Here is a 23224-nt window from a genome sequence, read left to right on the forward strand (position 1 = left end):
GAAAGAGACAAATAAACAGATTACAAAATTTTTTGTTCGTTTTTGTTTTGATAATATCCGTTTTAGAAAACAAATGCAGAAGTATTAACCGTGTGTTTGGTCTACGTGTATTTGTAATGGCAAACGGTAAGGTTGATTTCTTCAACGACACTGGCGGCTACGGTTTCATCTCGACGGACGATTCGGACGACGACGTGTTCTTCCACATGGAAGACGTTGGCGGCGACGATCTTACGGAAGGGACGGAAATCGAATTCGACATCGAACAGGCTCCCAAGGGCCCTCGCGCGGCAAACGTCCTTCGGACGTAAGCACGTTTCACGTCGTCGCCTAAGAGGCGACATTGTGCGACTTCGTTTCTCTTGTACTCACTACTTCGAGAGCAACCGGTTTCACTGCGTACTTGCGTCTCGTTGAATCAGTGAGAAGCAATGCGATAGTAGCGTTTGCAACTGGAACACAACCGGTCGAACGCTGTCGTTCGACCGAGTGCACGACGTGCAGCTGCTACTATCGTCGAGGGAGGTGCGAGCTATTGACGGCACCCTCTTAGAGAGTTGGTCTCGACTAGTGAGTGCTAAGGACAACGTGCTCACTACCTTCAGTGCGAAGGTAGAAGAACGCCGGTTCAGTTGCGTCCGCTCTCAGTCGTGCGGTTCCGACGAGTCGAACTCGCCGTCGAACGGTTGATAGGTGATAGTTAGCCTGCCGGGCGACGGAGACCGTGCCGCATCTCGAAGTGCTCTAAACGAACCGAGCAGTTCACTTGCGTCTTCCGTCTCTTCTCGGACGGTGCGTGATTCTTCTCGAATCGTGTCGTAGGCGTGTTCCAAGATGCGTCGAGTCGCGTTCGAGTCCGCCTTAGATTCGATTTCGAACGAAGCCTCGTAGTTCGACATACACATAATTCGGACCACAATGAGTTAACGCCACTCATAATACGGTTCACATGAAGTACCCGCAAATGTACAGAAGCTAGTAAACCGAACCGCAACCCGGCATTAAGCGTCTCCGAACCTCTGTGATTCGGCCTTCTGCGGTTTAGAGCTTGGTCACCACTCGCACGAGGGTCCTCAAAAAAGCGTTCGTTGCGGTGGGCAGAAAAGAACCCAGCACCCCGCGACGAGAGGTCGAGTGGGGGAACCCCACCGAGCGTGAGCGTGTTACTTCACTCCAAGTCGAAGCGGTCGAGGCTCATGACCTTGTGCCACGTGTCGATGAAGTCGTGGACGAACTTCTCTGCGCCGTCCTCGCTACCGTAGACATCCGCGATGGCGCGGAGACGAGAGTGCGAGCCGAAGATGAGGTCCACGCGGGAACCCTTCCACTTGACTTCGCCCGTCTCGCTGTCACGTCCCTCGAACACGTTCTCGGACTCCGAAACCGGTTCCCACTCCGTGTCCATGCTGAGCAGGTTCACGAAGAAGTCGTTGGTCAGAGTCTCCGGTTCGTCCGTGAAGACACCGAGGTCGGAGTCCTGGTAGTTCGCGTTCAGCGCGCGCATGCCACCGACGAGTGCCGTCATCTCAGAGGGCGACAGGTCCAGTAGGTCCGCTTTGTCCACGAGGTACTCTTCGGCCGGGCGCTCGATTCCCTTCGGGAGGTAGTTTCGGAATGCGTCCGCGTCAGGTTCGAGTACCTCGAAGGACTCGACGTCGGTCTGTTCCTGCGTGGCGTCGGTCCGTCCGGGTTCGAACGGCACCTCGACATCGTAGCCAGCGTCGCGTGCGGCCTGTTCGACGGCCGCACAGCCGCCAAGAACGATGAGGTCGGCGAGAGAGACTCTCGTGTCGTCAGCGCGCGACCCGTTGAATTCTTCCTGAATCCCTTCGAGGGTTGCCAGAACCGTCTCCAGTTGGTCCGGTTCGTTTACCTCCCAGTTATTCTGCGGTTCGAGGCGGATGCGAGCCCCGTTAGCGCCACCGCGCTTGTCGCTGTCGCGGTACGTGGACGCCGACGCCCACGCCGTCTTGACCAATTGAGAGATGGACAGGTCCGAATCGAGAAGCTCCGCTTTGAGCTCGGCAATCTCCTCGTCTCCGATGAGGTCGTAGTCGGCGTCCGGGATGGGGTCTTGCCACAGCATCTCCTCGTCCGGGACTTCCGGACCGAGGAACCGGGACGGCGGACCCATGTCGCGGTGGATCAGCTTGTACCACGCCTTCGCAAAGGCCGCTTGGAACTCGTGGGGGTTCTCTCGGAAGCGTTCGAGAATCTCGCGGTAATCCGGGTCCCGTTTCAGCGCGATGTCCGTCGTCAGCATCATCACGTCTTCTTTTTCGGACGGATCTTCGACACCCGGTGCGGCGTCGTCTAACTCGCCATTCTGTGTGGTCCACTGCCACGCACCGCCGGGGCCCTTCTCAGGCCACCACTTGTACTCAAGTAGGTTGTCGATGTAGCCCATGTCCCACTGGGTTGGCGTGGTGTTCCACGGACCCTCGATGCCGCTGGTAATCGTGTCTGGCCCTTTGCCAGAGCCGAATTCGTTCTCCCAGCCGAGACCCTGCTTTTCGATGGGTGCCGCTTCCGGCTCCGGCCCGAGGTGTTCGCTGGAGTCGGCACCGTGAACCTTCCCGAACGTGTGACCGCCGGCGATGAGCGCGGCCGTCTCCTCGTCGTTCATCGCCATTCGACCGAACGACTCACGGATGTTCTCGGCAGACGCCTCTGGGTCCGGCTGGCCGTCCGGTCCCTCGGGATTCACGTAGATAAGGCCCATCACGGTGGCACCGAGCGGTTCTTCGAGTTGTCCGTCGTCAGAGAACCGGTCGGACGCTTCCATCTCGTTTTCGGGGCCCCAGTAGACGGACTTGTCGGGCTCGAAGGCGTCTTCACGACCACCGGCGAAGCCGAACGTCTCGAATCCCATCGACTCCAGAGCGACGTTTCCTGCGAGAACCAGCAGGTCGGCCCACGAGAGTTTGCGGCCGTACTTCTGCTTGATGGACAAGAGCAGTCGGCGCGCCTTGTCGAGGTTTGCGTTGTCGGGCCAGCTGTTGAGCGGGGCGAAGCGCTGGGTGCCACCAGACGCGCCGCCGCGACCGTCCGTGGTTCGGTACGTCCCAGCGCTGTGCCACGCCATTCGGATGAAAAGCGGCCCATAGTGACCGTAGTCGGCCGGCCACCAGTCCTGAGAGGACGTCATCAACGCTTCGAGGTCTTCCTTTACGGCCTCGTAATCGAGTTTCTGGAACTCCTCGGCATAGTCGAAGTCCTCGCCCATCGGACCCGCCTGGCGAGCGTTCTGGTCGAGAATATCCAGTTGCAACTGATTTGGCCACCAGTCTTGGTTGGACCTATTCATGCTCAGACGATTGTCGCTTTTGCCTGATAAAATTATCTAATCATGGATTAAGTCTTCTCTGTATACAAAGTAATCTTTTGAACTCATGAACACTTATTACTTGTTGGGTGTCGTCCCGTAAGGGATGTAGTTGAGACTGAGGTACCTATCGAGGGAGGTATTCACGTGCCCACGTGCTTCAGAAAACAACGTTTTCTGCCGCTCTATTGAGAACAAACTGTTCATTCTCGGGATTACTCAACTTCGTTTAAATGGAAACATGAGGATAGTGTGTTCGCAATCAAATATCGAATGTGATTCTGTCATCCGTGTATCATCGACTGGGTATCGATAGAATCGAACCATTGCTAGGAAATTGAGTCGGCTACAGGGAAGACCAGACTGATTCTCAGAATTGATGACAATTCGAATGATTCAAATGTACGTGGAGTAACGGCGAGTCGTGAAACGGAGACAGTATCTTGGGGCCCTCGGGGCACTCACAATTTCGTCTACGTCGGGATGTGCGACCGTTCAGAGTGCAGTCCGAAGCGGACCACCATATTTTGAAAATGTCGAGATATCGGGTCCAAGTGAGGTTAGCGTCGGAGATGAATTCGATATCGAGATTACAGCGAAGAACACCGGCGGGAAGAAAGGAGACTTCACTGCGACACTCTCTACTGGAAAAGGGGCGTTCACGCTCGACCAAAGTGTTCGCATCGAAGACGTACAGGTCACGAAAAGCAAGACAACCACGATAGAGGACATATATTCAGATTATGCTACTGAACTCACCTACCGCATCACCGACTACGATGCGAGACATAGCGTCTCAGTGAAAACGAAGGGGCTGGAACTCGGCGAAACATTCGAGACGCACGACGGACACTCGATAGCCGTGAACGGGGTTGGGTTAGAAAAAAGTGTGTTTCTGAACGGTGAATCGAAGCAGCTTCTATCTGCAAACCCCGGCAACGTCATTGTACTCGTCTACTTCACTATCGGATACGAAGGCGACGACGAAAGACCGTTTACCAGCGACGAGATAGTTACTACTGCTGGTTCCTTCATAAGTGAATCGAGCCTCAGTACGTACACCTTCGACGATATCGCCGGCGTTAGAAAAGAGCACCTCGACTTGAGCGAGATAGAGCCAGGTGTTCAGAAATCCGGATGGATGATGTTCGAAGTGCCGTATAGCGAGCTAGAAACGCTCGGTGTCGTTTGGGATCGAGTCTCCACAGGTGTCCCCGAAGTAAAGTGGAATCTGGACGCTGGGGATGTTCCTATATTCGACGCGGAGGCAACCGTACCGGACGAAGTTGAGATAGGTACTACAGGAACGATTACACTCGAAGTAGAAAACACCGGGGACGCCAGCGGAACCTATCGATACGGCATGTGGCGCACTGGCGAATATGACTCCTCGCAGAGCGTGCTGGACGAAATCACCGTCGAACCAGGTACAACAGAAACAGTAGAACTGGATGTAACTCAGGAACACATCGGGTCGTACGAGTACGAAATTTTGCCGGTGAATGAGACCACAGTCGTAGAGTTTGTGCCGCCGACTCGAACAGTTGGCAACAGCTACGTCAACCCAGATGGTGTGAGAATCACACCGGGAATTGGTGCACTGAATTTTGATGGATTCAGTGATACGTACGCGTATGAGACATACGATGGTTCAGAAACAGTGCGGGCCAGTTCGGGGAAGAAGTTCTTGTTCGTGAGTATCGACGTGGAGCACACAGATGGATCGTCTTCACTTCCACACCAAGATGACTTCTCCGTCGATATCTCTGGTCTAACGTACGACGTTGTTGAAACGAGCGTGTGGGGAGAGACCAGATTTGTCTCACCCCGTAGCGGTGTCGAATACGATAGCTTCAGTTCACCAAAAGAAAGCCAGCAATGGCTTCTCTACGAAGTTCCGGCTTCGACACAACAGGGGGACGTGGTGCTCCGGTACCGCGACCAAGATGGGTTGTCCGACGACACGTTCGGGGCGGACTGGACCGTAGATAGATAGGTCAGTCTATCAGAGAAAAATCTGAGTGTCGAACGGGTTCTCGACGCGGTTCTGTTTTTGAACGTAAGGAGGAACCCGCGTGGAGGGAGACACAACGACGAGCGACTCAGCAGACGCTGTAGCTTTGCCAGCGGATAATTATCAAAATCGAATATCTAATACAAAATATGAATTGACAAATGTTTAACTAGACCCGGGAGAGAGACTGCAGGACACATGCTCGAAGATGGTATTTCGTACCCCTTAGCTGGGGAAAGCGCACTCGGTCGAATCGTCATCGGCTCGCTTCTCGTAGCCGGTAGCATTTTCATTATCCCGCTGTTTCTCATGTTTGGATATCTCGTCCGAGTCCTCGAGGCGACCGCCAACGGAGACCCGGAACCCCCCGCGTTCGACGACTGGGGCAAGATGCTCAGCGACGGTGTGAAAGGAACCGTCGTTACCGTCGTCTACGGACTCATTCCGTTTGCACTCATCGCGGTGAGCGCCGGAATCGGAATGGGAGGTGCCGGGAGCGGGAACGAAGCCGCCGCGGGAGTTCTGGGCGGTATCGGCGTGCTCGGAATGCTCCTGAGTTTCATCGCGCTGTTCATCCTGTACTACCTCGTTCCGGCGGCACTCACGAACATGGCCGTAGAAGGGAACCTCGGTGCCGCGTTCGACGTTGACCGACTCAAAGAGGTGCTCTTGAGTGTCGATTACCTCGTCGCCTGGATCATTCCGTTCCTCATCACCTTCGTCGTGCAGGCCGTGACGAGCGTCCTCGCCGTCGTAACCTTCGGTCTCGTGCTCATCTTGGTTCCGACGATTCAGTTCTACGTGAACATCGCCGTCTTCTACATGTTCGGAAAGGCGTTCGGAAACGTCACCGGCATCGGTGCGCCACAGCAGCCAAGCGTGACCGACGCCGCGTAAGCACTCACACCCGTCGAACTGATTCGCAGAACGTATTTTTTTGCTCGCCCAGCGGAACCGAAGCAAGGAGACGACAGTGAGACACATAGCCGACCGACGTCGGCGTCCACGACGATTCACGAGACTCACTCGGCTACTCGGCCACGGCCTCACAGCTGATTCCAGACCGTACGGAGAGTCTCGACCGGGTCAGAGAGAATCCGCCGGAAGGCCGGGAGCACGTCGTATTTGACCGCACGCACGCCGACGATAGCAAGGCCACCAAACAGAATTCCCGCGCCGACGATGCCGGGAAGACTCCCAAAACCGTTGGTGAAATCGGGAGCGACGACGGCGAGAACACTCACAAACGCTACGAGCGCCAGCCCAACCTTCAAGAGCGTGTCGGAGAGTCGTTTCCATCGACTCGGGCGGTACTCGGCTTCGAGTTCGGTCTCGATGCGACGGCGTCGCTCGGCACGCGTTCGGAGTCGAACGTCATCTAAGGAGTCCGGCCCGTCGTCTACGGCGGACCGCCGGTGCTCCCGTGCAGTGGTAATCACGTCGTCTCGGTCGATATCGTTGAGGATACGAATCCGCTCTATCGTCAGATACGCGTCCGCGAGGTCGGCCGTCAACGCTTCGTTCGACTGTTCGTCGAACGCTAACTCGTACTGTCGGTCGGGGTAGGTGGCTAAGAGTTCGAAATCGGCGACGCCGGCGGCGACTCGGGACCGAATCTTCTTTTGGTCCCGTCGCCGCTTTGCTGGTTCCACGTCCTCGAAATCGGACTGGATACGGGCGCGTTGAGTCCGAGTAAGAAGCGCGGAGACAGTATCCGACATGGACGGGAGTTTGTAGAACTGATTATTTCAACTTACTGTTGGATGGATATCGGGGCGAAAAAGAGTCGCGTAACACCCTCATGAGGGGCGGGTGTACGGTCGTACACACCCGGTAGATATCCGCATATACGGCCGTATACGGCCAAAAACTGGCAGAAAACGTCTGCAGGGACTATAGCCGAGACGGCAGTACCGACAGGTGTCAATGTCGCAAATCAGTGGTTGGTTTCGGAGCGGACGCGAACGCATCGACGTACCGACACGGTTGCGGTCGTTCCTCGGCGCGTTCGGCATGACGGTTGGCGGCACAGTGGTATCATTTGTCGCCTTCATGTTGTTCCGTCCGGTGGTATCGAGCCTGCTACAACCGTCGTTTCCGGAACTCAGTGCGCTGGTAACGACGAAAGGGTCGCAGGTCGGCTTCGGACTCTTCGTCGCTTCGTATCTCGCCACCACGCGTCAGTGGAGAGAATACGTGCATCTGCGTCGTCCGACACTCCACGGTCTCGTCTGGGTCGGAATCGGGAAGGCCGGACTCACGATTATGGCAGCGGTGACGAGAAGGATATTGCCGATTTTTGGGCTCTCTATCGACTTGCTGAGTGGTACCGGTGCCGGGGGAATGGACGTCGGACTCGCCACGTGGCCGGTCGCGTGGCCCCTCATCTTCGGCGGACTCTACCTGGTTCCCGCACTCGTAGAAGAGCAGTTCTTCCGCGGACTTGTCCAAGGACGGCTTCGTGACGACTTCCATCCAGTTTCGGAAGTCGTTCTGGGCGCTGTGTTATTCGCACTCGCACACGGACTGTACGGTCTCGGCGGTGGCCCCGCGTTTTTTGCCACGTTTGTCATACATCTCTTCGGTCAAGGGTTGGTGTTTTGCCTCGTTTACGAGCGAACTGACAATCTCTTGGTTGTCGGACTCGTTCACGCGATGTCGTGGACTGACGGGGGATTCCCGTTTATCGGGTGGTTCTAACACGACCAGACTGAGTTGTTCGGCTCCACCTGTGCAATTATCTATTATTTTTTGTTGAGAAAACCGTTCAGCACTGATTTAGGCCATCCTAAAAACCGAAAGGGTCAAAACCGTTTAGGCTAGCCTAAATTGTATGCAGGGTGATGCGATGGACGAATCGGAGTCAACGCGTCGGGCGTATTTGAAGTATGCAGGGTCAGTTTCCAGTACGGCCTTACTCGCCGGGTGTACGGCGGACGGAGGTTCGGAATCCACAGACACGGCGACCGTCGAACCGACGACCGAAGCCGAGACCGAACAACCGACCACCACGGAGACGGACGAGTCGTACACCGTGACGATGGCTCCGGTGGGCGACGTCGAGTTTGACGCGCCCCCGGAACACGCGATGGTCGTGTTCTCTCACTACGCGGACATGGCCGTCGCGCTGGGGAAAGAAGACACGGTCGAGTCACTGTACGCGCCCGAATTCGCAGGAAAACCGCTCGGAGCGTTCTACGACCGCCTCGACGGCGTGTCACTCGACTGGGAGGGATTACCGGACCCGCTTGCCGAGGGCGTTGACAAGGAGATGCTCTACGAACTCGACAGCGACGTTCACTTCGTGGACCCTTCCTACGTCGTCGGAACACAGGACAGGTGGGACACCGACGACGTGGACGAAATCGCCGAAAACGTCGCCCCGTGGTTCGGGAACTACCACAGCGGACTGCACGATAGCCCCGCCGAGGAGTACAGCGACGACTATCGGTACTACTCCCTCTGGGAGATGTTCGAGAAGGTCGCCGACGTGTATCAAGAACAGGACCGATACGAGGCGCTCAAAACGGTCTACGACGACGCTATCGCCGACATCGAGACATCGCTCCCACCCGAGTCTGAACGCCCGACTGCGGCCCGAGTCACGCTCATCGACGACACCTTCTACGCGTACAAACTGAACGAACCGGGGTTTTGGCACGCGGACACGCGCCCACTCGGCGTGACCGACGCGTTCGCCGACATCGACTGGGACGGAACGTGGGGGCTGTTCGATTACGAGACGATGCTGGAGACCGACCCCGACGTCATCCTGCACCTCTGGGGGATGTCGCCGGGATACTACATCGACGACATCCGAAACCAAGTCGCAGACCACCCGGTCGGCGGACAGCTCTCGGCGATTCAAAACGACCGGTTCTTCGCCGGCGGCATCCGGTTCCAGGGACCGATTGCGAACCTGTTCCAACTCGAACTGACGGCGAAACAACTCTACCCCGAGCAGTTCGGCCAGTGGCCGGGATACGTCCCCGGCGAATCGTACCCCGAGATTCCCGCAGACGAACAGCTATTCGACCGTAAACGGGTCGCCGACATCATCGCCGGAGACCTGTAGTAATCGACGCACGACTGAACAGCAAACAGCAGACCACGATATCACAGCGAAATGGTCGGAACGACACTCACCCAGATCCGAACTCACATCGAAGCGCTCGCCGACGACGGTGGTGAATTCACCATCGTCTGCGGACGAACAGGAGAGCGACCGGTACCGACGGCAGGACTAACCTTCGAAGACCGTTCGACCGCCGTAAACGCCGTCCGAGCGGCGATGCAGTACCGGTCGGCACTTCGCCGGTACGACCCACAAGTCCCGTACTACGACCTCATCGTGACGCAGGACGGTGACGAACCGACGACACCCGGCAGCACCACGGGCTGGGACGAAACGCTCGGCGACGAATCCGGCGGAACGCCGGGGTTCGGCGACCCGAACGGGTCCACACAGCGGGGAGACCGTCCCGAACGCATCGAATTCTGTCACAGCGTCGCCGCCGCGGTGTTCGAAGCGCTCAGCGATACCGGACACAGAACCGTCGAAACGGCGGTTATGGACGCGTACTTCGAGCTTGCAGAGACGACGTCAAGTCCGGACGAACTCTGTTTACGCCTGCTCGAAAGTATGGCGACGGAACTCCACTTGCATCTCAAATCGTCCGAGCAGGCGGACGTGCTCGCGCGCGCCGCGTCACGCCTTCCGACCCCGCCCGAATCGGCGGATTCGCTGGAGGCGATGCTCGGTGAGATGGAACGACTCGGGCTTGTCGGGTCCTACTCGTGTTCGTCGTGGACCACTGACCCCGACGAGGAAACGAAGTCGGCCGATATCACGTTCACGGAGTACGCGCTCTCGGCGCGGGACGGTCGTCTGCCGGTGCTTCCCGTCGTGCTCGATTTGTACCGCCGTCGCGGAGCGTGGAAGCCGATTTCATTACACGTCACCCCCGTCGATGACGGGTGGCATGGCACGCTAGCGGTGTCGGCCGAATCGAGCGGTGTCGGTCTCGCCAGCGTTCCGATACACTCCGGCGCATCCGAGTGAGTCGGCACCAGCGGACCCCAGTACTACTGTGTAATGGGATGTGACTGGCTGTCTTCGTCTCGATTACTCGTTAGGAGCGGCCGGGTTCGGCGCTTCGTTGAGAGTGCGTTCGAGTACTAAACCACGCGGAGACGGCCGGTGGCCGTGGATTTATCCCTTCGAATTCCTACTAGCCGCGATGTGGACTCCCCGTTCGAAATTCTGCAACTCGACCCGGACGCGGACGAGGACGAACTCGTCGATGCGTATCGCCAGCGGGTGAAAGAAGCGCACCCGGACCACGGCGGTTCTGCGGACGAATTCCAATCGGTCCGGGCGGCCTACGAGGCGATTCGGGCAGGCTACAAGCCCGGAGACGGTGAGATAGAACTCGTCGGCGGTGACGGCAGTCGTGTCGTAAATATCAACAGCGACGCGGACGAGGGACCGAGCGAAGATACCGGCGGGACCACTGAATCCGACGGGGAGACGAGTGGTGGCGACGGAGCAGACGCCAACCGGAAGGGAACGAGAGTCGAATACCTCGATTACGACGTACTCGACGAACACGGCTGGTCGCTCGGCGACGAGAACCTCTTCGAGAAGGCGGCCGCCGAAGGGCTGAACACGGACGCGTACGGTGAAGTGTTCGTCCAACCGCGAACGTGTCTGCTCAAAGCGGTCGAATCCGACGGGCACAGTTGGCCGTACGCCTGTCGCGGTGGGGCGTGTGCGAACTGTGCGGTCGCGGTCGTCGAAGGCGACATGGAGATGCCCGCGAACCACGTCCTCTCCGAGGAGATGATGGACCACGGGATTCGGCTCTCGTGTATCAGCCATCCGACGACCGACGACCTGAAAGTCGTCTACAACATCGAACACCTCCCGGGCTTGGACGAACTTCGACTGCCGCCGCAACACGCCCGCAACGTCCGACCGAACGACTGAGACGACCGACTCGTTCGAACCGCGTGTCGAGGGTTGTGCGCGTTCGACGCCCTGCCGCCGCCGAGTTAAGCTTCGAACACCACGTTACACTGTAATGACGATTGGCCCGACTCGGAGAGACTTCATCCGCCTCGCCGGTGTTAGCAGTATCGGTTTCGCCGGCTGTCTCGGCGGCGGCGAAACAGGAGACGGTGGTGCAGAGGGCGGCCAACCGACCGATGACGGAACACCGGATGGCCCGGCCGGCGACAAGGGCGCGTGGTTCACCACGGAACTCACGGACGTCCGAACCGGAGAGGCGTTCACCATCGAAGGGCTTCTCGACCGACCCATCCTCTTAGAGACGTTCGCGGTGTGGTGTTCGAACTGTCTCCGCCAACAACGCGAGATGGTGACGTTCCACGAAGCTGTCGGCGACGACGTGCTCACGGTCGCACTCGACATCGACCCGAACGAAGACGCCGAGAAAGTCCGGGACCACGCCGAACGGCACGGGTTCGACTGGCGATACGCGGTCTCGCCCGAACCGGTGACGAAGAGTCTGACCGAGGCATTCGGGTCGTCGATGGCGAGCGCGCCGGTCGTTCCGATGCTTCGACTCTGCCCCGATGGGAGCGTCACCCGGCTCAAAGACGGGCACAAGACGACCGAGTTCCTCCGCGAGCGGGTCCAAGAGTGTTGAGCGACCTCGCGCCGAGACTCTTCGAACTGTTCGTCCTCGGCGTCGGTACCCCGCTGACTGCGGCGTGCGCACTCCCGTTGTATCCGGGCTTTCTCGCGTACCTCGCTCGGCAGAGTTCGCGCGGCGCGTCAGCGTCAGATTCGACCCGCGGACTTCCAATCGCCGCCCTCGGCGGGTTAGTCACGGTCGGTGCAGTCTCGTTCATGCTCGTCGTCGGCGTCGTGTTCTCGTTACTCCTCGAAATCTCGCTCACGGTCGTCGTCGAAATCGTCTCGCCGATCGCCTTCGGCGTCCTCTTTCTCGTCAGCCTCGCTCTCCTGGCCGACGCGAAACTCTTCGCGCGCCTGCCGACTCTCGAACCGCCGGAGACCCGGCACCCCGCACTGTCGGCGTTCTCCTATGGGTTCTTCTTCGGCGCAATCGTCCTCCCGTGTAACCCCGGGTTCATCGCGCTGTTTTTCGCGCGCGTTCCCGTCCTGTTCGACACCGCCGCCGAAAGCCTCCTCGGATTCTTCGCGTTCGGACTCGGTATCGGCGCGCCGCTTCTCGCCTTCTCGCTCGTCTCAGAACGCTACAGTAGACGGGTGACGCGCTGGTTCGCTCGCCACACCACCGCTATCAATCGCGTCACCGGTGCGGTCATGCTGGTCGTCAGCGTCTACTACCTCCTCGTCGTCTTCGACGTACTCGGCGTCGCAAGCCAACTGGAGAACATCTACGGCATCGTTCGCTGACAGGCAATTCCGCGATGGCGACATTTATACACGTTCTCGAACGACCCCCGCTATGGCAATCGAGTCGGGAGACCGAGTCGCTATCGAATACGTCGGGCGCTTCGAAGATGGGAGCGTCTTCAACACGTCTCGCTACGAGGTTGCGGTCGAACACGGCCTGTTCGAAGCCCAAGAGCGCGACCGAGACGACTACGCACCGCGGTCGTTCGTCGTCGGTGCCGGTCAAATCATTCCCGGCCTCGACGAGGCTGTCGTCGGGATGCACGTCGGAGAGGACGCGACCGTGACCGTCTCGCCCGAAGACGGCTACGGCGAGTTCGACGCCGACCGGATTCGGACGTACGCCCCCGAAACGTTCGAGGAGATGGTCGGAGAAACACCAGCGGTCGGTCTCCACGTCCACGCCGAAAACGGACTTCACGGAGACGTTACCGCCGTCCGCGAGGACGCCGTCGAAGTGGATTTCAATCACGAACTCGCCGGAAAGACACTCGAATTCGACATCGAAATCGTCGCGGTCGAATAGGCGACGCTCCGTGCGGGCCGCCGAGCCGAACGAAATGAGAACAGAGTCGCTTACAGCGAGTGCTTTGGGATGATTTCCGGGTCGGGCGTGTAGTTGACCGCGGCTTCGACGCGGAACACGTCGGCGAGGAGTTCCTCGGTGACGACCTCTCGCGGCGGTCCCCAGTCGTACAGTTCGCCGTCCTGCATGGCGACGAGGTAGTCGGCGAAGCGCGCCGCCTGCGCGATGTCGTGGAGGACGACCGCGACCGTCACGCCACGTTCTTCGTTGAGTTCGCGGACCGTCTCCAACACGCGAAGTTGGTGGTGTAAGTCGAGGTACGTCGTCGGTTCGTCCAAGAGAAGGACGTCGGTGTCCTGTGCGAGCACCATCGCAATCCACGCGAGTTGGCGCTGGCCGCCCGAGAGGTTCCCGACCTGTTTGTCGCGGATGTGCTCGACGCCCGCGAGGTCGATTGCGCGCTCGACTGCGGCGTGGTCTTCCTCACTCGTCTGTTCGAAGAACCCACGATGAGGGTACCGACCGTGGTAGACGAGGTCCTCTACGGACAGCGACGTCGGCGAATCGTGCTGTTGGGAGAGCAAGCCGAGTTCGCACGCGAACGCCTTGTCGTCGTACTTGTCGATGGCCTTCCCGTCGAGGTAGACGCGTCCAGCGTCGGGTTCGAGTTGCTTTGCGAGCGACTTCAGGAGCGTACTTTTCCCCGAACCGTTCGGTCCGACGAGCGCCGTAATCTCGCCACTCGGAACGTCGATTCGGTCGCATTCGACGACCGGCTCTTCGCTGGTCGGATACGACAGTGACAGTTCGGACCCCGTAAGGGCGCTGTCGGGGCGCTCGCTTCCTGTTGTGCGTTCGTTCGTTTCGTCGGCTAAGAGGGACTCAGCCAAGTGTTCGTCCGTCATATCGCGTTCTTCTGGTTTGAGTTCAGACATTTACACTTCACCTAGGTTCTGTTGTTTCCGCATCAGGTAGAGGAAGTACGGGCCGCCGATGAGTCCAGTCACTATCCCGACAGGTAACTGGACCGGGCTGAGCGCGAGACGCGCACCCACGTCGGCGGCGACCATCAGCGCCGGGCCGGTGAACACACACCCGACGACGAGGCGTTTGTAATCGCTCCCGACCACGTTCCGAACCACGTGCGGGACGACGAGACCGACGAACCCGACGATACCGGCGACAGCGATACTTGCGGCGGCCGCAATGACGGCGACGCCCGACAGCAGGAATCGAACCTTCTCGATGGACATGCCGAGCGAGCGGGCGGTCTGCTCGCCGAGGAGCAGTACGTTCAACTGCCGAGAGCTGATGAGCGCGAGCGACACCGCGGTAATCGACCACGGGAGCGCCATCCGAACCTGCTCCCAGTCAGTGCCCGTGAGCGAACCGGTCGTCCACTGGATAGCGGACTGGACGACGCCGATGTCGTCGATGAAGAAGAACAGACCGGTCTGGAGGCTCTGGAAGACGGTGCCGACGATAACGCCCGCGAGAACCAGCCGAACCGGACTCGTTCCGTTCTTCCACGCGATGAGGTAGACGAGCAGGAATGCGAGCATCCCACCGAGCGCCGCCAAAATCGGGAGGAAAAGCGACAGCCCCGAAAAGACGACGAGCGTCAGTAGAATGAGCAGACCGGCACCCGACGAGACGCCGAGAACGAACGGGCTGGCGAGTTCGTTCCGGGTGATTGCCTGAAAGATAGCACCGGACACAGAGAGGTTCGCACCGACGAGTATCGCCACGAAGACACGCGGCAAGCGGATGTTCCAGACGATGAGCGTCCGCTTTCCGAGGTCCGGAAGTTCGCCGCCGAGGAGGAACACCTGCCACACGTCCGGATTAAGAACGACCGCCGGGTCGAAGACAGCACGCCACGCCTCTTCGATAGTCATCGTAAACGCGCCGAAACTGACCTGCACGAGACCGCCGAGCACGACGATGATGAGACTGCCGACACAAAGCGAGATGAGCGAGGCGTCCATCCATCCAAACGCTCGACTCAGGACGGACCCCCCGGCCTGTTCCGTGCGCTCTGCTCCGCTCACGGTTCAGCACCTCCAATCTCCTGTTCGACATACGATTCGAGTTCGTCGTCTGGCACCGCATCGAGGACTCGCCCCGTGCCAATCGTCTCGACGAGGCGGCGAAGTCCACGAGACTCTGCGTGTTCGACAGCTTCGTCAGTCCGACGCGTCTCGAAGGCCCGGTCGATGTAGGACTCACGGAGGTCTGAGAGACGGTCGTCTGCGACATCGGTGTCGGCGTCTGCGGCCTTGTCGTCGAACCACTCGCGCCAGCGGTCGCGGTCGTCCCACTCGCCTTGGAACTCGCTTTCCGGGCGAAGCCAATCGTAGTGCGGGGCGAGGTCGCCGGGGAATCCCTGTTCGCGTCTGTGGTCTTCGAGCAGGCATCGTGCGACGTGTCCGCCGTTTCCGGCGGCAATTCCGACCTGTGCGCTTCGGGCACCCGCGGGGGCGGCGACGTACAGTCCATCGACGGGCGTTCGGCCATCGTCGTCGGCGTACGACGAATCGAAGTGTTCGTGCTCCTCGCCGTGGTGGTCGTGGAGTTCGAACATCGCGTCGTCGTCGTCGAGTCCGCGCATGTACTCGCCGTCGTACCACGCGGACGCGACGACGTAGTCGGTGGCGACGCGACGGCCGTCTTGCGTCTCGACCACGAATCGGCTGTCGCCGTCGGCGTACGCTACGGATTCGACCATGTCCTGTACGTAGTCAGCGCCGACTTCCGCGACGTGTTCGTGCATCAGGTCGATGAACGTATCGACGCCGATACCAGCGGGGAATCCGAGGTAGTTTTCTAAGTACGCACACCGGCGGAACGCGGCGTTGCCACGGTCGAAGACGGTGGTGTCGAGACCGTACCTGGCAGTGAAGACGGCGGCGGCGCATCCCGATGGACCGCCACCGACGACGACCACGTCGGCCGTATCAGTTAGGTCGGAAGCGCCATCCGCGTCGGCGGCAGTCGTCGATTCGCCCGGGTCCGTGGTCATGTAGCACTCTCCAGAGACGATGTCTGCGACGCGCTCTGCGTCGTCGAGTAGTTCATCGGCGTCGTCATCGACGGAGCGTCCCGGAATCGGGGCGTCATACTGGTGTGATACCGGGTTGTCAGCCAGACGCCCTTCGGCGCTCCGAGACCGAGCGTGATGCCCGTGTCGGCCCAACTGCCGGTGTTCGCATTCCCTGTCTCGGAAACCGACTCGGATTCAGCCCAGCGCACAGGGTCGATGGAGACAGTGTAAGAACCGTCCGACGCGTCGGTCTCGGTCGGAGTTTCAATCGGCGTCGCCCCGGTCGCCGTCTCGGTTTTCGTTTGGGACGTCTCAGTCGTGCCCGTTCCGCCCTGGCCCGGACAGCCAGCGAACAGACCGGCGGTTTCGAGGGTCCTATTCCCCGTTAGAACCGACCGACGTGTCGAGTTCCCAAAGTCGTCTCCGTCTTCGTTCATAGGTTTTAGGCTTGCCTAATTGGATAAACCACTTTCGGATTTTAGGTATTCCTAAAAGAATTGAGGTGAGTATCGGATGGTACTCGTGCGTAGCAGAACCGCATCGAAACTTGGTTGGTCCGGTTCGAACACGAGACGACTCTCGCTTAACGGGTGTGCGGGCTACTCCGACGCGATAACGGACTCCACTTCGTCCTCGTGGACGAGTTCTACATCGTGGCGCGTATGGCGGGTGTGCGTTCGCGCCCATCGCCGAGCGGGGGTCTCAGAGATGAACTGTTCGGCGTCTGGACACTGTTGACACGTGGCGACCCACGGGGTTGCGCCGTCGGGGAAATGGCCGGTGTGGCGGTGGTGGTCCAGCGCGAACTGTTCGACCGACTGATTTCCGAGCTGTAGCACGTCCAGTTCGTGCGAGAGGTCCCACTCGTCGTCGCACTGCGAACAAGAAACAGTCGGCGTGTCGTCTATCGGGTCGGTCGGTATCGGTCTTTGGAAGTCGTCGTCGGTCGGGGGAGACACAGTCGGGGTTTGGTGTGAACCCTCTTGTAACCGAATGCACCGTCAATGAAAAGTTGATATTTTTGATAGTATCGGCCATACGCGGCCGCGACCAGTTAGACGCCCTGCGACTCCCAGTTCCGAACCAAGACGACACTGAAGACGGTCAACAGAACCGCGATGCCGACATTGCGGGCGAAGTCACCGACGTCGCCGACGACGACGAGTCGGTACCCACCGAGCGCGACGAGCAGTCCGATAACGAACGCGAACAGCACCATCGTCCACGACCGCGCTTGCATAGCCGAGTGTAACCACTCACGAAACAAAGCCGTTCAGGTAGAGATGTCGAACCGCGATAGCCGACTCCGTAGTCGCGTTTGCACGGCAGTGCACACCCGGTCGAAACGCTGTCGTGCTTCGGTCGGCGGTCGGCCTTCAGGCGCTGGCGTCGTATCCAGCGTCCTCGACGGCGGCAACGAGGTCCGAAGAGTCGGCGTCGCCCTCGACGGTCGCGCTGTCGGACTCCCTGTCGGCAGTTGCGGATTCGACACCCGAAACCTCGGCGAGCGCGTCGGCAACGCGTTTTTCACAGTGCTCGCAGGTCATTCCCGTAACGGAGATGGTCGTACGCATCAGTTCGATGTACGTCCTCCTCAATTTAGTCGGTTGTTATTTTGTTTATTCGATATTTTTTCTCTATAGCCTTTGAATCAAAAGTGAATGTCGGGTAATGCCTATCTCCTTGTGTCACCAACCGGTGACTATGCGCCATCTCGACGGAACGGACCTCCGAATCCTCGAACTCCTCGCAGAAGACGCTCGTCGGCCGTTCAGTGATATCTCTTCGGAGGTGGACCTGTCCGCACCGGCCGTCTCCGACCGCATCGACCGTCTCCGCGAAGAGGGGGTGATTCGGCGGTTCACCGTTGACCTCGACCAATCGACGATTTCGGGCGGGACGCCCGTTCTCGTCCGACTGTCCGTCCGCCCGGAGTTCGTTGACGACGTCCGCGACAGTCTTCGCGGGGCCGACTCCGTCCAACACCTGTTCGTCGCCGCGGACGGTGAGGTGACGTTTCACGCCAGACTCGGCAGTGACTCGGTGCGCGCCGAGTTACACGAATTGCTTGACCTCTCGACCGTTCGCACGTACGACGTCAGTCTCGTCGAATCCGCAGACTGGACGCCGACCGTCAACGGAAGCGGCTTCGCCCTCGAATGTGCCGAATGCGAGAATACCGTGACGAGTGAGGGAGAACGCGCTCGTATCGGTGGGACGCTCTATCACTTCTGTTGTTCGTCCTGTCTGCGCCGCTTCGAAGACCGGTACGACCGACTCGAAGCCGAGGCGGAAGCGAATTGACGTCGCCCCGAAAACCGACGTCCCCGCGAATCAACCGCCGAGTCCGACCACAAGTCACGCGAGTGAAGACGCGTGTCGGTTTCGGCTTTCGAATCAAAGGTTTCACCGTTTGTGAGGCCCGCTTCTAAAGGCACAACCGAGGTAAGAGAGGGACACGTATCTAGAACCATCATGGGAACGCGAACGGCACACCTAGATATCCGCGGGATGAGTTGCGCGAACTGCTCGCGCACCGTCGGAGAGGCAGTCGAGGCACTCGACGGCGTGTCCGATGCCACCGTCAACTTCGCTACCGACGAAGGCACGGTAGAGTACGACCCAGAAAAAGTATCGCTTAGAGACATCTACGACGCGATATCGGAGTCAGGATACGAAGCCATCTCGGAGACGCGAACGATTGGCATCTCCGGGATGAGTTGTGCGAACTGCGCGGACGCGAACCAAAAGTCGTTGGAATCCGTCTCAGGTGTCATCGACGCTGACGTGAACTTCGCCACCGACGAGGCGAACGTGACGTACAACCCGGCCGACGTGCGGCTCGACGACCTCTATCAGGCGGTCGCGGACGCCGGATACTCACCGATCCGCGAGGGCGATGACGGGGGCGACGGCGACGAGTCCGGCGAAGACGCCCGCGACGTCGCTCGAAACGAGGAGATTCGTCGGCAAAAGCGCTTGACGCTCTTCGGGGCAGGGCTTTCGGTTCCGTTGCTGGCGATGCTCGTCGTCGAGTTGTTCACATCGACGGGACTCCCGGAGGTGATTCCCGGCGTCGGCATCCCGATTGGATGGCTCGGATTCGCCCTCGCAACGCCGGTACAGGTAGTTCTCGGCCGCGAATTCTACGTGAACTCCTACAAGGCGGTCGTGAAGAACCGAACCGCCAACATGGACGTTCTCATCGCGATGGGGTCGTCAACGGCGTACTTTTACTCTGTCGCCGTTCTCGTCGGCGTGCTCGCCGGGAGCCTCTACTTCGACACCGCCGCGCTCATCTTGGTGTTCATCACGCTCGGAAACTACCTCGAAGCGCGCTCGAAGGGACAGGCCTCCGAGGCACTGCGGACGCTCCTCGAACTCGAAGCCGATACGGCGACGCTCGTCGGCGACGACGGGAACGAACGCGAAGTCCCACTCGACGAGGTTGCCGTCGGCGACCGCATGAAAGTCCGTCCCGGTGAGAAGATTCCGACCGACGGCGTCGTCATCGACGGCGACTCGGCGGTCGACGAGTCGATGGTCACCGGCGAGTCCGTCCCCGTCTCGAAAGAACCCGGTGACGAGGTCGTCGGGTCCACGGTGAATCAAAATGGCGTGCTCGTGGTCGAAGCGACCAACGTCGGCTCCGAGACGGCCATCCAGCAAATCGTCTCGCTGGTCAAGGAAGCACAGGGCCGACAGCCGGATATCCAGAACCTCGCGGACCGTATCTCCGCGTACTTCGTTCCGGTGGTCATCGTCAACGCCCTCTTTTGGGGTGCCGTTTGGTTCCTCTTTCCCGAGACACTTGCCGGGGTCATCCAATCGCTCCCCGTCTGGGGTCTCGTCGCGGGCGGTCCCGCGGCCGCAGGCGGTGCGGTCTCCACGTTCGAATTCGCCGTCGTCGTCTTCGCTTCCGCCGTGCTCATCGCCTGTCCGTGCGCTCTCGGGCTTGCAACGCCTGCCGCGACAATGGTCGGCACGGCCATCGGCGCACGAAACGGCGTTCTGTTCAAAGGCGGTGACATCCTCGAACGCGTCAAAGACGTCGAAACGGTCGTCTTCGACAAGACCGGCACGCTCACCAAAGGCGAGATGACGCTGACTGACGTGGTCGCTTTCGGGCCCGCGGCCGACGGGTCGGGCGTCGTCACCGCAGACGACGAGACGCTCGACGAAGACGCGGTTCTCAGATACGCCGCGTCCGCAGAGCGAAACAGCGAACACCCGCTCGCGCGGGCCATCGTTGACGGCGCGGACGCCCGCGGCCTCGACCTCGTCGAGCCGACGGACTTCGAAAACGTTCCCGGACACGGCGTCTGCGCTACTGTCGATGGAACGACCGTTCTCGTCGGCAACCGCAAGCTTCTCTCCGACAACGGCATCAACCCGGAACCAGCAGAGGACGCGCTCCGCGACCTCGAAGACGACGGGAAGACCGCGATGTTGGTCGCCGTCGGTGGCGAACTCGCCGGAGTCGTGGCCGACGCCGACGAAGTCAAATCCTCGGCCGCCGACGCTGTTAGCGCACTCCGCGAGCGAGGCATCAACGTCCACATGATTACCGGCGACAACGAACGAACCGCCCGCGCCGTCGCCAGACAGGTCGGTATCGACCCGGCCAACGTCAGTGCCGGCGTCCTCCCCGAAGACAAGGCCGATGCCGTCGAGTCGTTGCAGACAGACGGGACGAACGTCATGATGGTCGGCGACGGCGTCAACGACGCACCCGCTCTTGCCGCCGCCTTCGTCGGCACCGCGCTCGGCTCTGGGACCGACGTCGCCATCGAAGCGGCAGACGTGACGCTCATGCGAGACGACCCACAGGACGTGGTGAAGGCGATTCGTATCTCCGCGGGAACGCTTGCGAAGATCAAGCAGAACCTGTTTTGGGCGCTCGGTTACAACACGGCGATGATCCCGCTCGCGTCACTCGGTCTCTTGCAACCGGTCTTTGCGGCCGGCGCGATGGCGTTCTCGTCAGTGTCGGTCCTCACGAACAGCCTCCTGTTCCGGACGTACACACCCGACCACGATTACAAACTACTCGACTCTCTCCGTCGATAAGCTCCGCAACCCCCTCATTTCCTCTCGAACAACAACTCCAGCGGCGAGTGTTTTTACCGTGTACCGTCGCTGATGCCCGCACTTGTGTGTTCACTACTCGCGCGCAGTTATCTACTCGAATATCCGGTCCCGAAATCGCGTCGCCGTCCAGTTTTTGTCGGCAGGCGGCGATATAGGTGGCAGGATGCGTCGTAAAACAAGAATCCGATTGCGTGCTCTGCTGTTGGTCGCCGTTGGTGTCTTCATCGTGCTCACGGGAGTGGGGACGCTCGTTGGGATGCCGTGGCGCTATTCGAGCGGCGGTATCGCTATTGCCGTACTTCAGATCGTTGGCGCGGCCTCAGCACTCGGAATCGGGGCGGGAATCGCATGGCTCGGACTGGACGATGCCCGCCAAAAACAATGAAACGGTGAAACGGTGGGCGTTCAGTACCGCGACGGGAGGAACGCCATGCCGATGAGGAGCGCGATGGTCGTGAACGAGACGATTGCGATTCCCCACAGACCGTTTTCGGTCTCGTGGAACTGTTCAATCTCGACCAGTTGTCGCTCGTAGCTCTCGTAGTTCGTGGTGAGGACGAGTGTTTCGCCTCCCTCCGGGAAGTACGCGAGGTACCGCTGGTCGCCGAGCGTCACGTTCGCTTCGTTACCGACCGAGATGGTGTTTTCTTCAGGACCGAACCACTCAAGTGTCACACCACTGGTCTCGACAGCGGCGACAGTGACCGACTCGTTGTCGTAGGAGAACGAGTCACCTTCTGCGACGGTGCGAGTCTCGTTAGCCGGGAAGTATTCGCTGGCGGGAACGAGCGTCGAACCGTTGACGACGACGTATCGTTCACCGTCTCGGGTGACGGTCTGGTTGTCAGCGGACGGGTCATCCTGCAGGATTGCCGTGTCGTTGCGAAGCTCGACCAGGGTCGCCTCGGTCGGGTTGGAAGCGTTGGGAACCTCGACACGGTAGTCCGTGCCGTCGAGCGTGACCGTACTCGCGTTGTCCCACGTCTCGGTGAACCGAGCAGAATCGTTCACGTAGGTGATTTCACCGGACCGGACGAGTGTGGTGCCACCACCGTGGCCGCCAGATTCCTCTTCCTCGGTGATCGACGACACTGTGAACGTCTGGTCACTGTTGGGGACGGTGAACTCGTCTCCCTGTGCCAGCGAGTACTCAGGGTTCTCGAAACTGACCGACGGCGTCGATGCAGTTGCGATAAGTGAGTATGCACCGGCACCGATGACCAGGAAGAACACGACGGAGATAGCCGCGGCGCGTCGTTGCATGGTTTCGGGATGGGCCACGCGGCGTATAATGATTACTAACCTGAGCGCACGTTCGATACCGGACAGGTAGCAGACCCCCGCGAAACCTACATTGGTCCCTCAAAATGAGGGGTCTTCCAACTGACAGTGTGCTTGAGCACCTGCTTCATTCGGACACAACCTCTGGGTTGCCCGGTACAAGAGGAGTCTGTAGACTCTTCCGCGACAGCGATAGCTCTGGAAACGTCGCAGTGAACGGCACTGCCAAGTTCGGAACGGATACGTGCAATTCGAGGCTGTCGCTCTCGAAACAGACGTCGTAGAAGCCAAGGGCCGGATTTGAACCGGCGATGGGCGGCTCTGCAGGCCGCTGCGTTCGGCCGGACTCTGCCACCTTGGCGCAGTTAATCGTATCGCGGTCTGGTGCTTAAGCCTGACGGTATATGACCTCTGTCGGTGGTTTTCACCATTTGTTCCCAGAGAAGTAGCTGTGTATGTGTGTGATGTATGCGGGCGAGTGCGCCCGCTATAAATGAAAAAAGCCCACTGGACGACTGTCCAGTGGGCGTTGTATGAGT

General features: G+C 59.6%; 24 protein-coding genes and 1 tRNA gene. 13 read left to right on the forward strand and 12 right to left on the reverse strand.

Annotation, left to right across the window (positions count from 1 at the left end; genetic code table 11):
• Positions 1-116: 116 nt before the first annotated feature.
• The gene (locus C440_RS16800; RefSeq protein WP_008321882.1) at positions 117-311 is read left to right on the forward strand and encodes a cold-shock protein; all 195 of its coding nucleotides are present in this window, start codon (positions 117-119) and stop codon (positions 309-311) included.
• A gap of 333 nt (positions 312-644) precedes the next feature.
• Here the strand turns inward: C440_RS16800 and C440_RS16805 are convergent, their stop codons facing one another.
• Together C440_RS16805 and katG are read right to left on the reverse strand one after the other, a co-directional pair.
• On the reverse strand, positions 645-899 hold the full coding sequence (locus C440_RS16805; protein ID WP_008321883.1) for a hypothetical protein: 255 nt from the start codon (positions 897-899) through the stop codon (positions 645-647).
• A gap of 269 nt (positions 900-1168) precedes the next feature.
• Positions 1169-3307 (reverse strand): catalase/peroxidase HPI, encoded by a 2139-nt coding sequence (katG, locus tag C440_RS16810; protein ID WP_008321884.1) that lies wholly within the window; start codon positions 3305-3307, stop codon positions 1169-1171.
• A 442-nt stretch (positions 3308-3749) separates the two neighbouring features.
• On the opposite strand from katG, the gene C440_RS16815 reads away from it, so the two are divergent.
• Positions 3750-5321, forward strand: coding sequence for a hypothetical protein (locus C440_RS16815; protein WP_008321886.1), 1572 nt, complete (start codon positions 3750-3752; stop codon positions 5319-5321).
• A 216-nt stretch (positions 5322-5537) separates the two neighbouring features.
• Positions 5538-6236 (forward strand): DUF4013 domain-containing protein, encoded by a 699-nt coding sequence (locus C440_RS16820; protein WP_008321887.1) that lies wholly within the window; start codon positions 5538-5540, stop codon positions 6234-6236.
• 149 nt (positions 6237-6385) lie between these two features.
• Here the strand turns inward: C440_RS16820 and C440_RS16825 are convergent, their stop codons facing one another.
• A complete protein-coding gene (locus tag C440_RS16825; protein ID WP_008321888.1) occupies positions 6386-7060 on the reverse strand; it encodes a hypothetical protein in 675 nt (224 codons plus the stop codon).
• A gap of 205 nt (positions 7061-7265) precedes the next feature.
• Between C440_RS16825 and C440_RS16830 the strand changes: the two genes are divergently transcribed.
• From C440_RS16830 to C440_RS16860, 7 genes are all read left to right on the forward strand, one after another.
• The gene (locus C440_RS16830; protein WP_008321889.1) at positions 7266-8039 is read left to right on the forward strand and encodes a CPBP family intramembrane glutamic endopeptidase; all 774 of its coding nucleotides are present in this window, start codon (positions 7266-7268) and stop codon (positions 8037-8039) included.
• 133 nt (positions 8040-8172) lie between these two features.
• On the forward strand, positions 8173-9414 hold the full coding sequence (locus tag C440_RS16835) for an ABC transporter substrate-binding protein (protein WP_049915980.1): 1242 nt from the start codon (positions 8173-8175) through the stop codon (positions 9412-9414).
• A 51-nt stretch (positions 9415-9465) separates the two neighbouring features.
• Entirely contained in the window at positions 9466-10401 is a 936-nt protein-coding gene (locus C440_RS16840) for a DUF7551 domain-containing protein (RefSeq protein WP_008321891.1), read from the forward strand.
• A 180-nt stretch (positions 10402-10581) separates the two neighbouring features.
• Entirely contained in the window at positions 10582-11328 is a 747-nt protein-coding gene (fer, locus tag C440_RS16845) for a ferredoxin Fer (protein ID WP_008321892.1), read from the forward strand.
• Positions 11329-11422: 94 nt separating this feature from the next.
• Complete coding sequence (locus C440_RS16850; RefSeq protein WP_008321894.1) at positions 11423-12010, forward strand: TlpA family protein disulfide reductase; 588 nt, start codon at positions 11423-11425, stop codon at positions 12008-12010.
• Positions 12004-12744: a cytochrome c biogenesis protein CcdA gene (locus C440_RS16855; RefSeq protein WP_008321895.1), complete on the forward strand. Its 741-nt coding sequence runs from the start codon at positions 12004-12006 to the stop codon at positions 12742-12744. Before C440_RS16850 ends, C440_RS16855 begins: the two co-directional genes overlap by 7 nt.
• Before the next feature lie 52 nt (positions 12745-12796).
• Positions 12797-13270, forward strand: a complete 474-nt coding sequence (locus tag C440_RS16860; RefSeq protein ID WP_008321896.1) for an FKBP-type peptidyl-prolyl cis-trans isomerase — start codon at positions 12797-12799, stop codon at positions 13268-13270.
• A 50-nt stretch (positions 13271-13320) separates the two neighbouring features.
• Here C440_RS16860 and C440_RS16865 read toward each other — a convergent pair whose 3' ends face one another.
• The 7 genes from C440_RS16865 to C440_RS16895 all read right to left on the reverse strand — a co-directional run bounded on the left by C440_RS16865 (position 13321) and on the right by C440_RS16895 (position 17887).
• On the reverse strand, positions 13321-14205 hold the full coding sequence (locus C440_RS16865; RefSeq protein WP_008321897.1) for an ABC transporter ATP-binding protein: 885 nt from the start codon (positions 14203-14205) through the stop codon (positions 13321-13323).
• Positions 14206-15321, reverse strand: a complete 1116-nt coding sequence (locus C440_RS16870; protein ID WP_193788416.1) for a FecCD family ABC transporter permease — start codon at positions 15319-15321, stop codon at positions 14206-14208.
• Complete coding sequence (locus C440_RS16875; RefSeq protein WP_008321899.1) at positions 15318-16292, reverse strand: FAD-dependent oxidoreductase; 975 nt, start codon at positions 16290-16292, stop codon at positions 15318-15320. The genes C440_RS16870 and C440_RS16875 overlap by 4 nt, the downstream gene beginning before the upstream one ends.
• Entirely contained in the window at positions 16289-16750 is a 462-nt protein-coding gene (locus C440_RS16880; protein WP_008321900.1) for a hypothetical protein, read from the reverse strand. The genes C440_RS16875 and C440_RS16880 overlap by 4 nt, the downstream gene beginning before the upstream one ends.
• A 162-nt stretch (positions 16751-16912) precedes the next feature.
• Positions 16913-17272: a hypothetical protein gene (locus tag C440_RS16885; RefSeq protein WP_008321901.1), complete on the reverse strand. Its 360-nt coding sequence runs from the start codon at positions 17270-17272 to the stop codon at positions 16913-16915.
• A gap of 95 nt (positions 17273-17367) precedes the next feature.
• Positions 17368-17553, reverse strand: a complete 186-nt coding sequence (locus C440_RS16890; RefSeq protein ID WP_008321902.1) for a hypothetical protein — start codon at positions 17551-17553, stop codon at positions 17368-17370.
• Positions 17554-17689: 136 nt separating this feature from the next.
• A complete protein-coding gene (locus tag C440_RS16895; protein ID WP_008321903.1) occupies positions 17690-17887 on the reverse strand; it encodes a CopZ family metallochaperone in 198 nt (65 codons plus the stop codon).
• A 130-nt stretch (positions 17888-18017) separates the two neighbouring features.
• On the opposite strand from C440_RS16895, the gene C440_RS16900 reads away from it, so the two are divergent.
• The 3 genes from C440_RS16900 (at position 18018) to C440_RS16910 (ending at position 21789) form a co-directional block, all read left to right on the forward strand.
• Entirely contained in the window at positions 18018-18617 is a 600-nt protein-coding gene (locus tag C440_RS16900; RefSeq protein WP_008321904.1) for an AsnC family transcriptional regulator, read from the forward strand.
• Positions 18618-18788: 171 nt separating this feature from the next.
• Positions 18789-21383, forward strand: coding sequence for a heavy metal translocating P-type ATPase (locus C440_RS16905; protein ID WP_008321905.1), 2595 nt, complete (start codon positions 18789-18791; stop codon positions 21381-21383).
• A gap of 184 nt (positions 21384-21567) precedes the next feature.
• A complete protein-coding gene (locus C440_RS16910) occupies positions 21568-21789 on the forward strand; it encodes a hypothetical protein (protein WP_049915981.1) in 222 nt (73 codons plus the stop codon).
• A gap of 20 nt (positions 21790-21809) precedes the next feature.
• On the opposite strand, the gene C440_RS16915 is transcribed toward C440_RS16910, so the two are convergent.
• Positions 21810-22667 carry a hypothetical protein gene (locus tag C440_RS16915; protein WP_008321907.1) on the reverse strand — a complete coding sequence of 286 codons (858 nt, stop codon included), beginning with the start codon at positions 22665-22667 and terminating at the stop codon, positions 21810-21812.
• Between the two features lie 303 nt (positions 22668-22970).
• Positions 22971-23046: transfer RNA gene (locus C440_RS16920), tRNA-Cys, on the reverse strand.
• Positions 23047-23224: the final 178 nt, after the last annotated feature.

Source organism: Haloferax mucosum ATCC BAA-1512 (assembly GCF_000337815.1).
GTDB lineage: Archaea > Halobacteriota > Halobacteria > Halobacteriales > Haloferacaceae > Haloferax > Haloferax mucosum.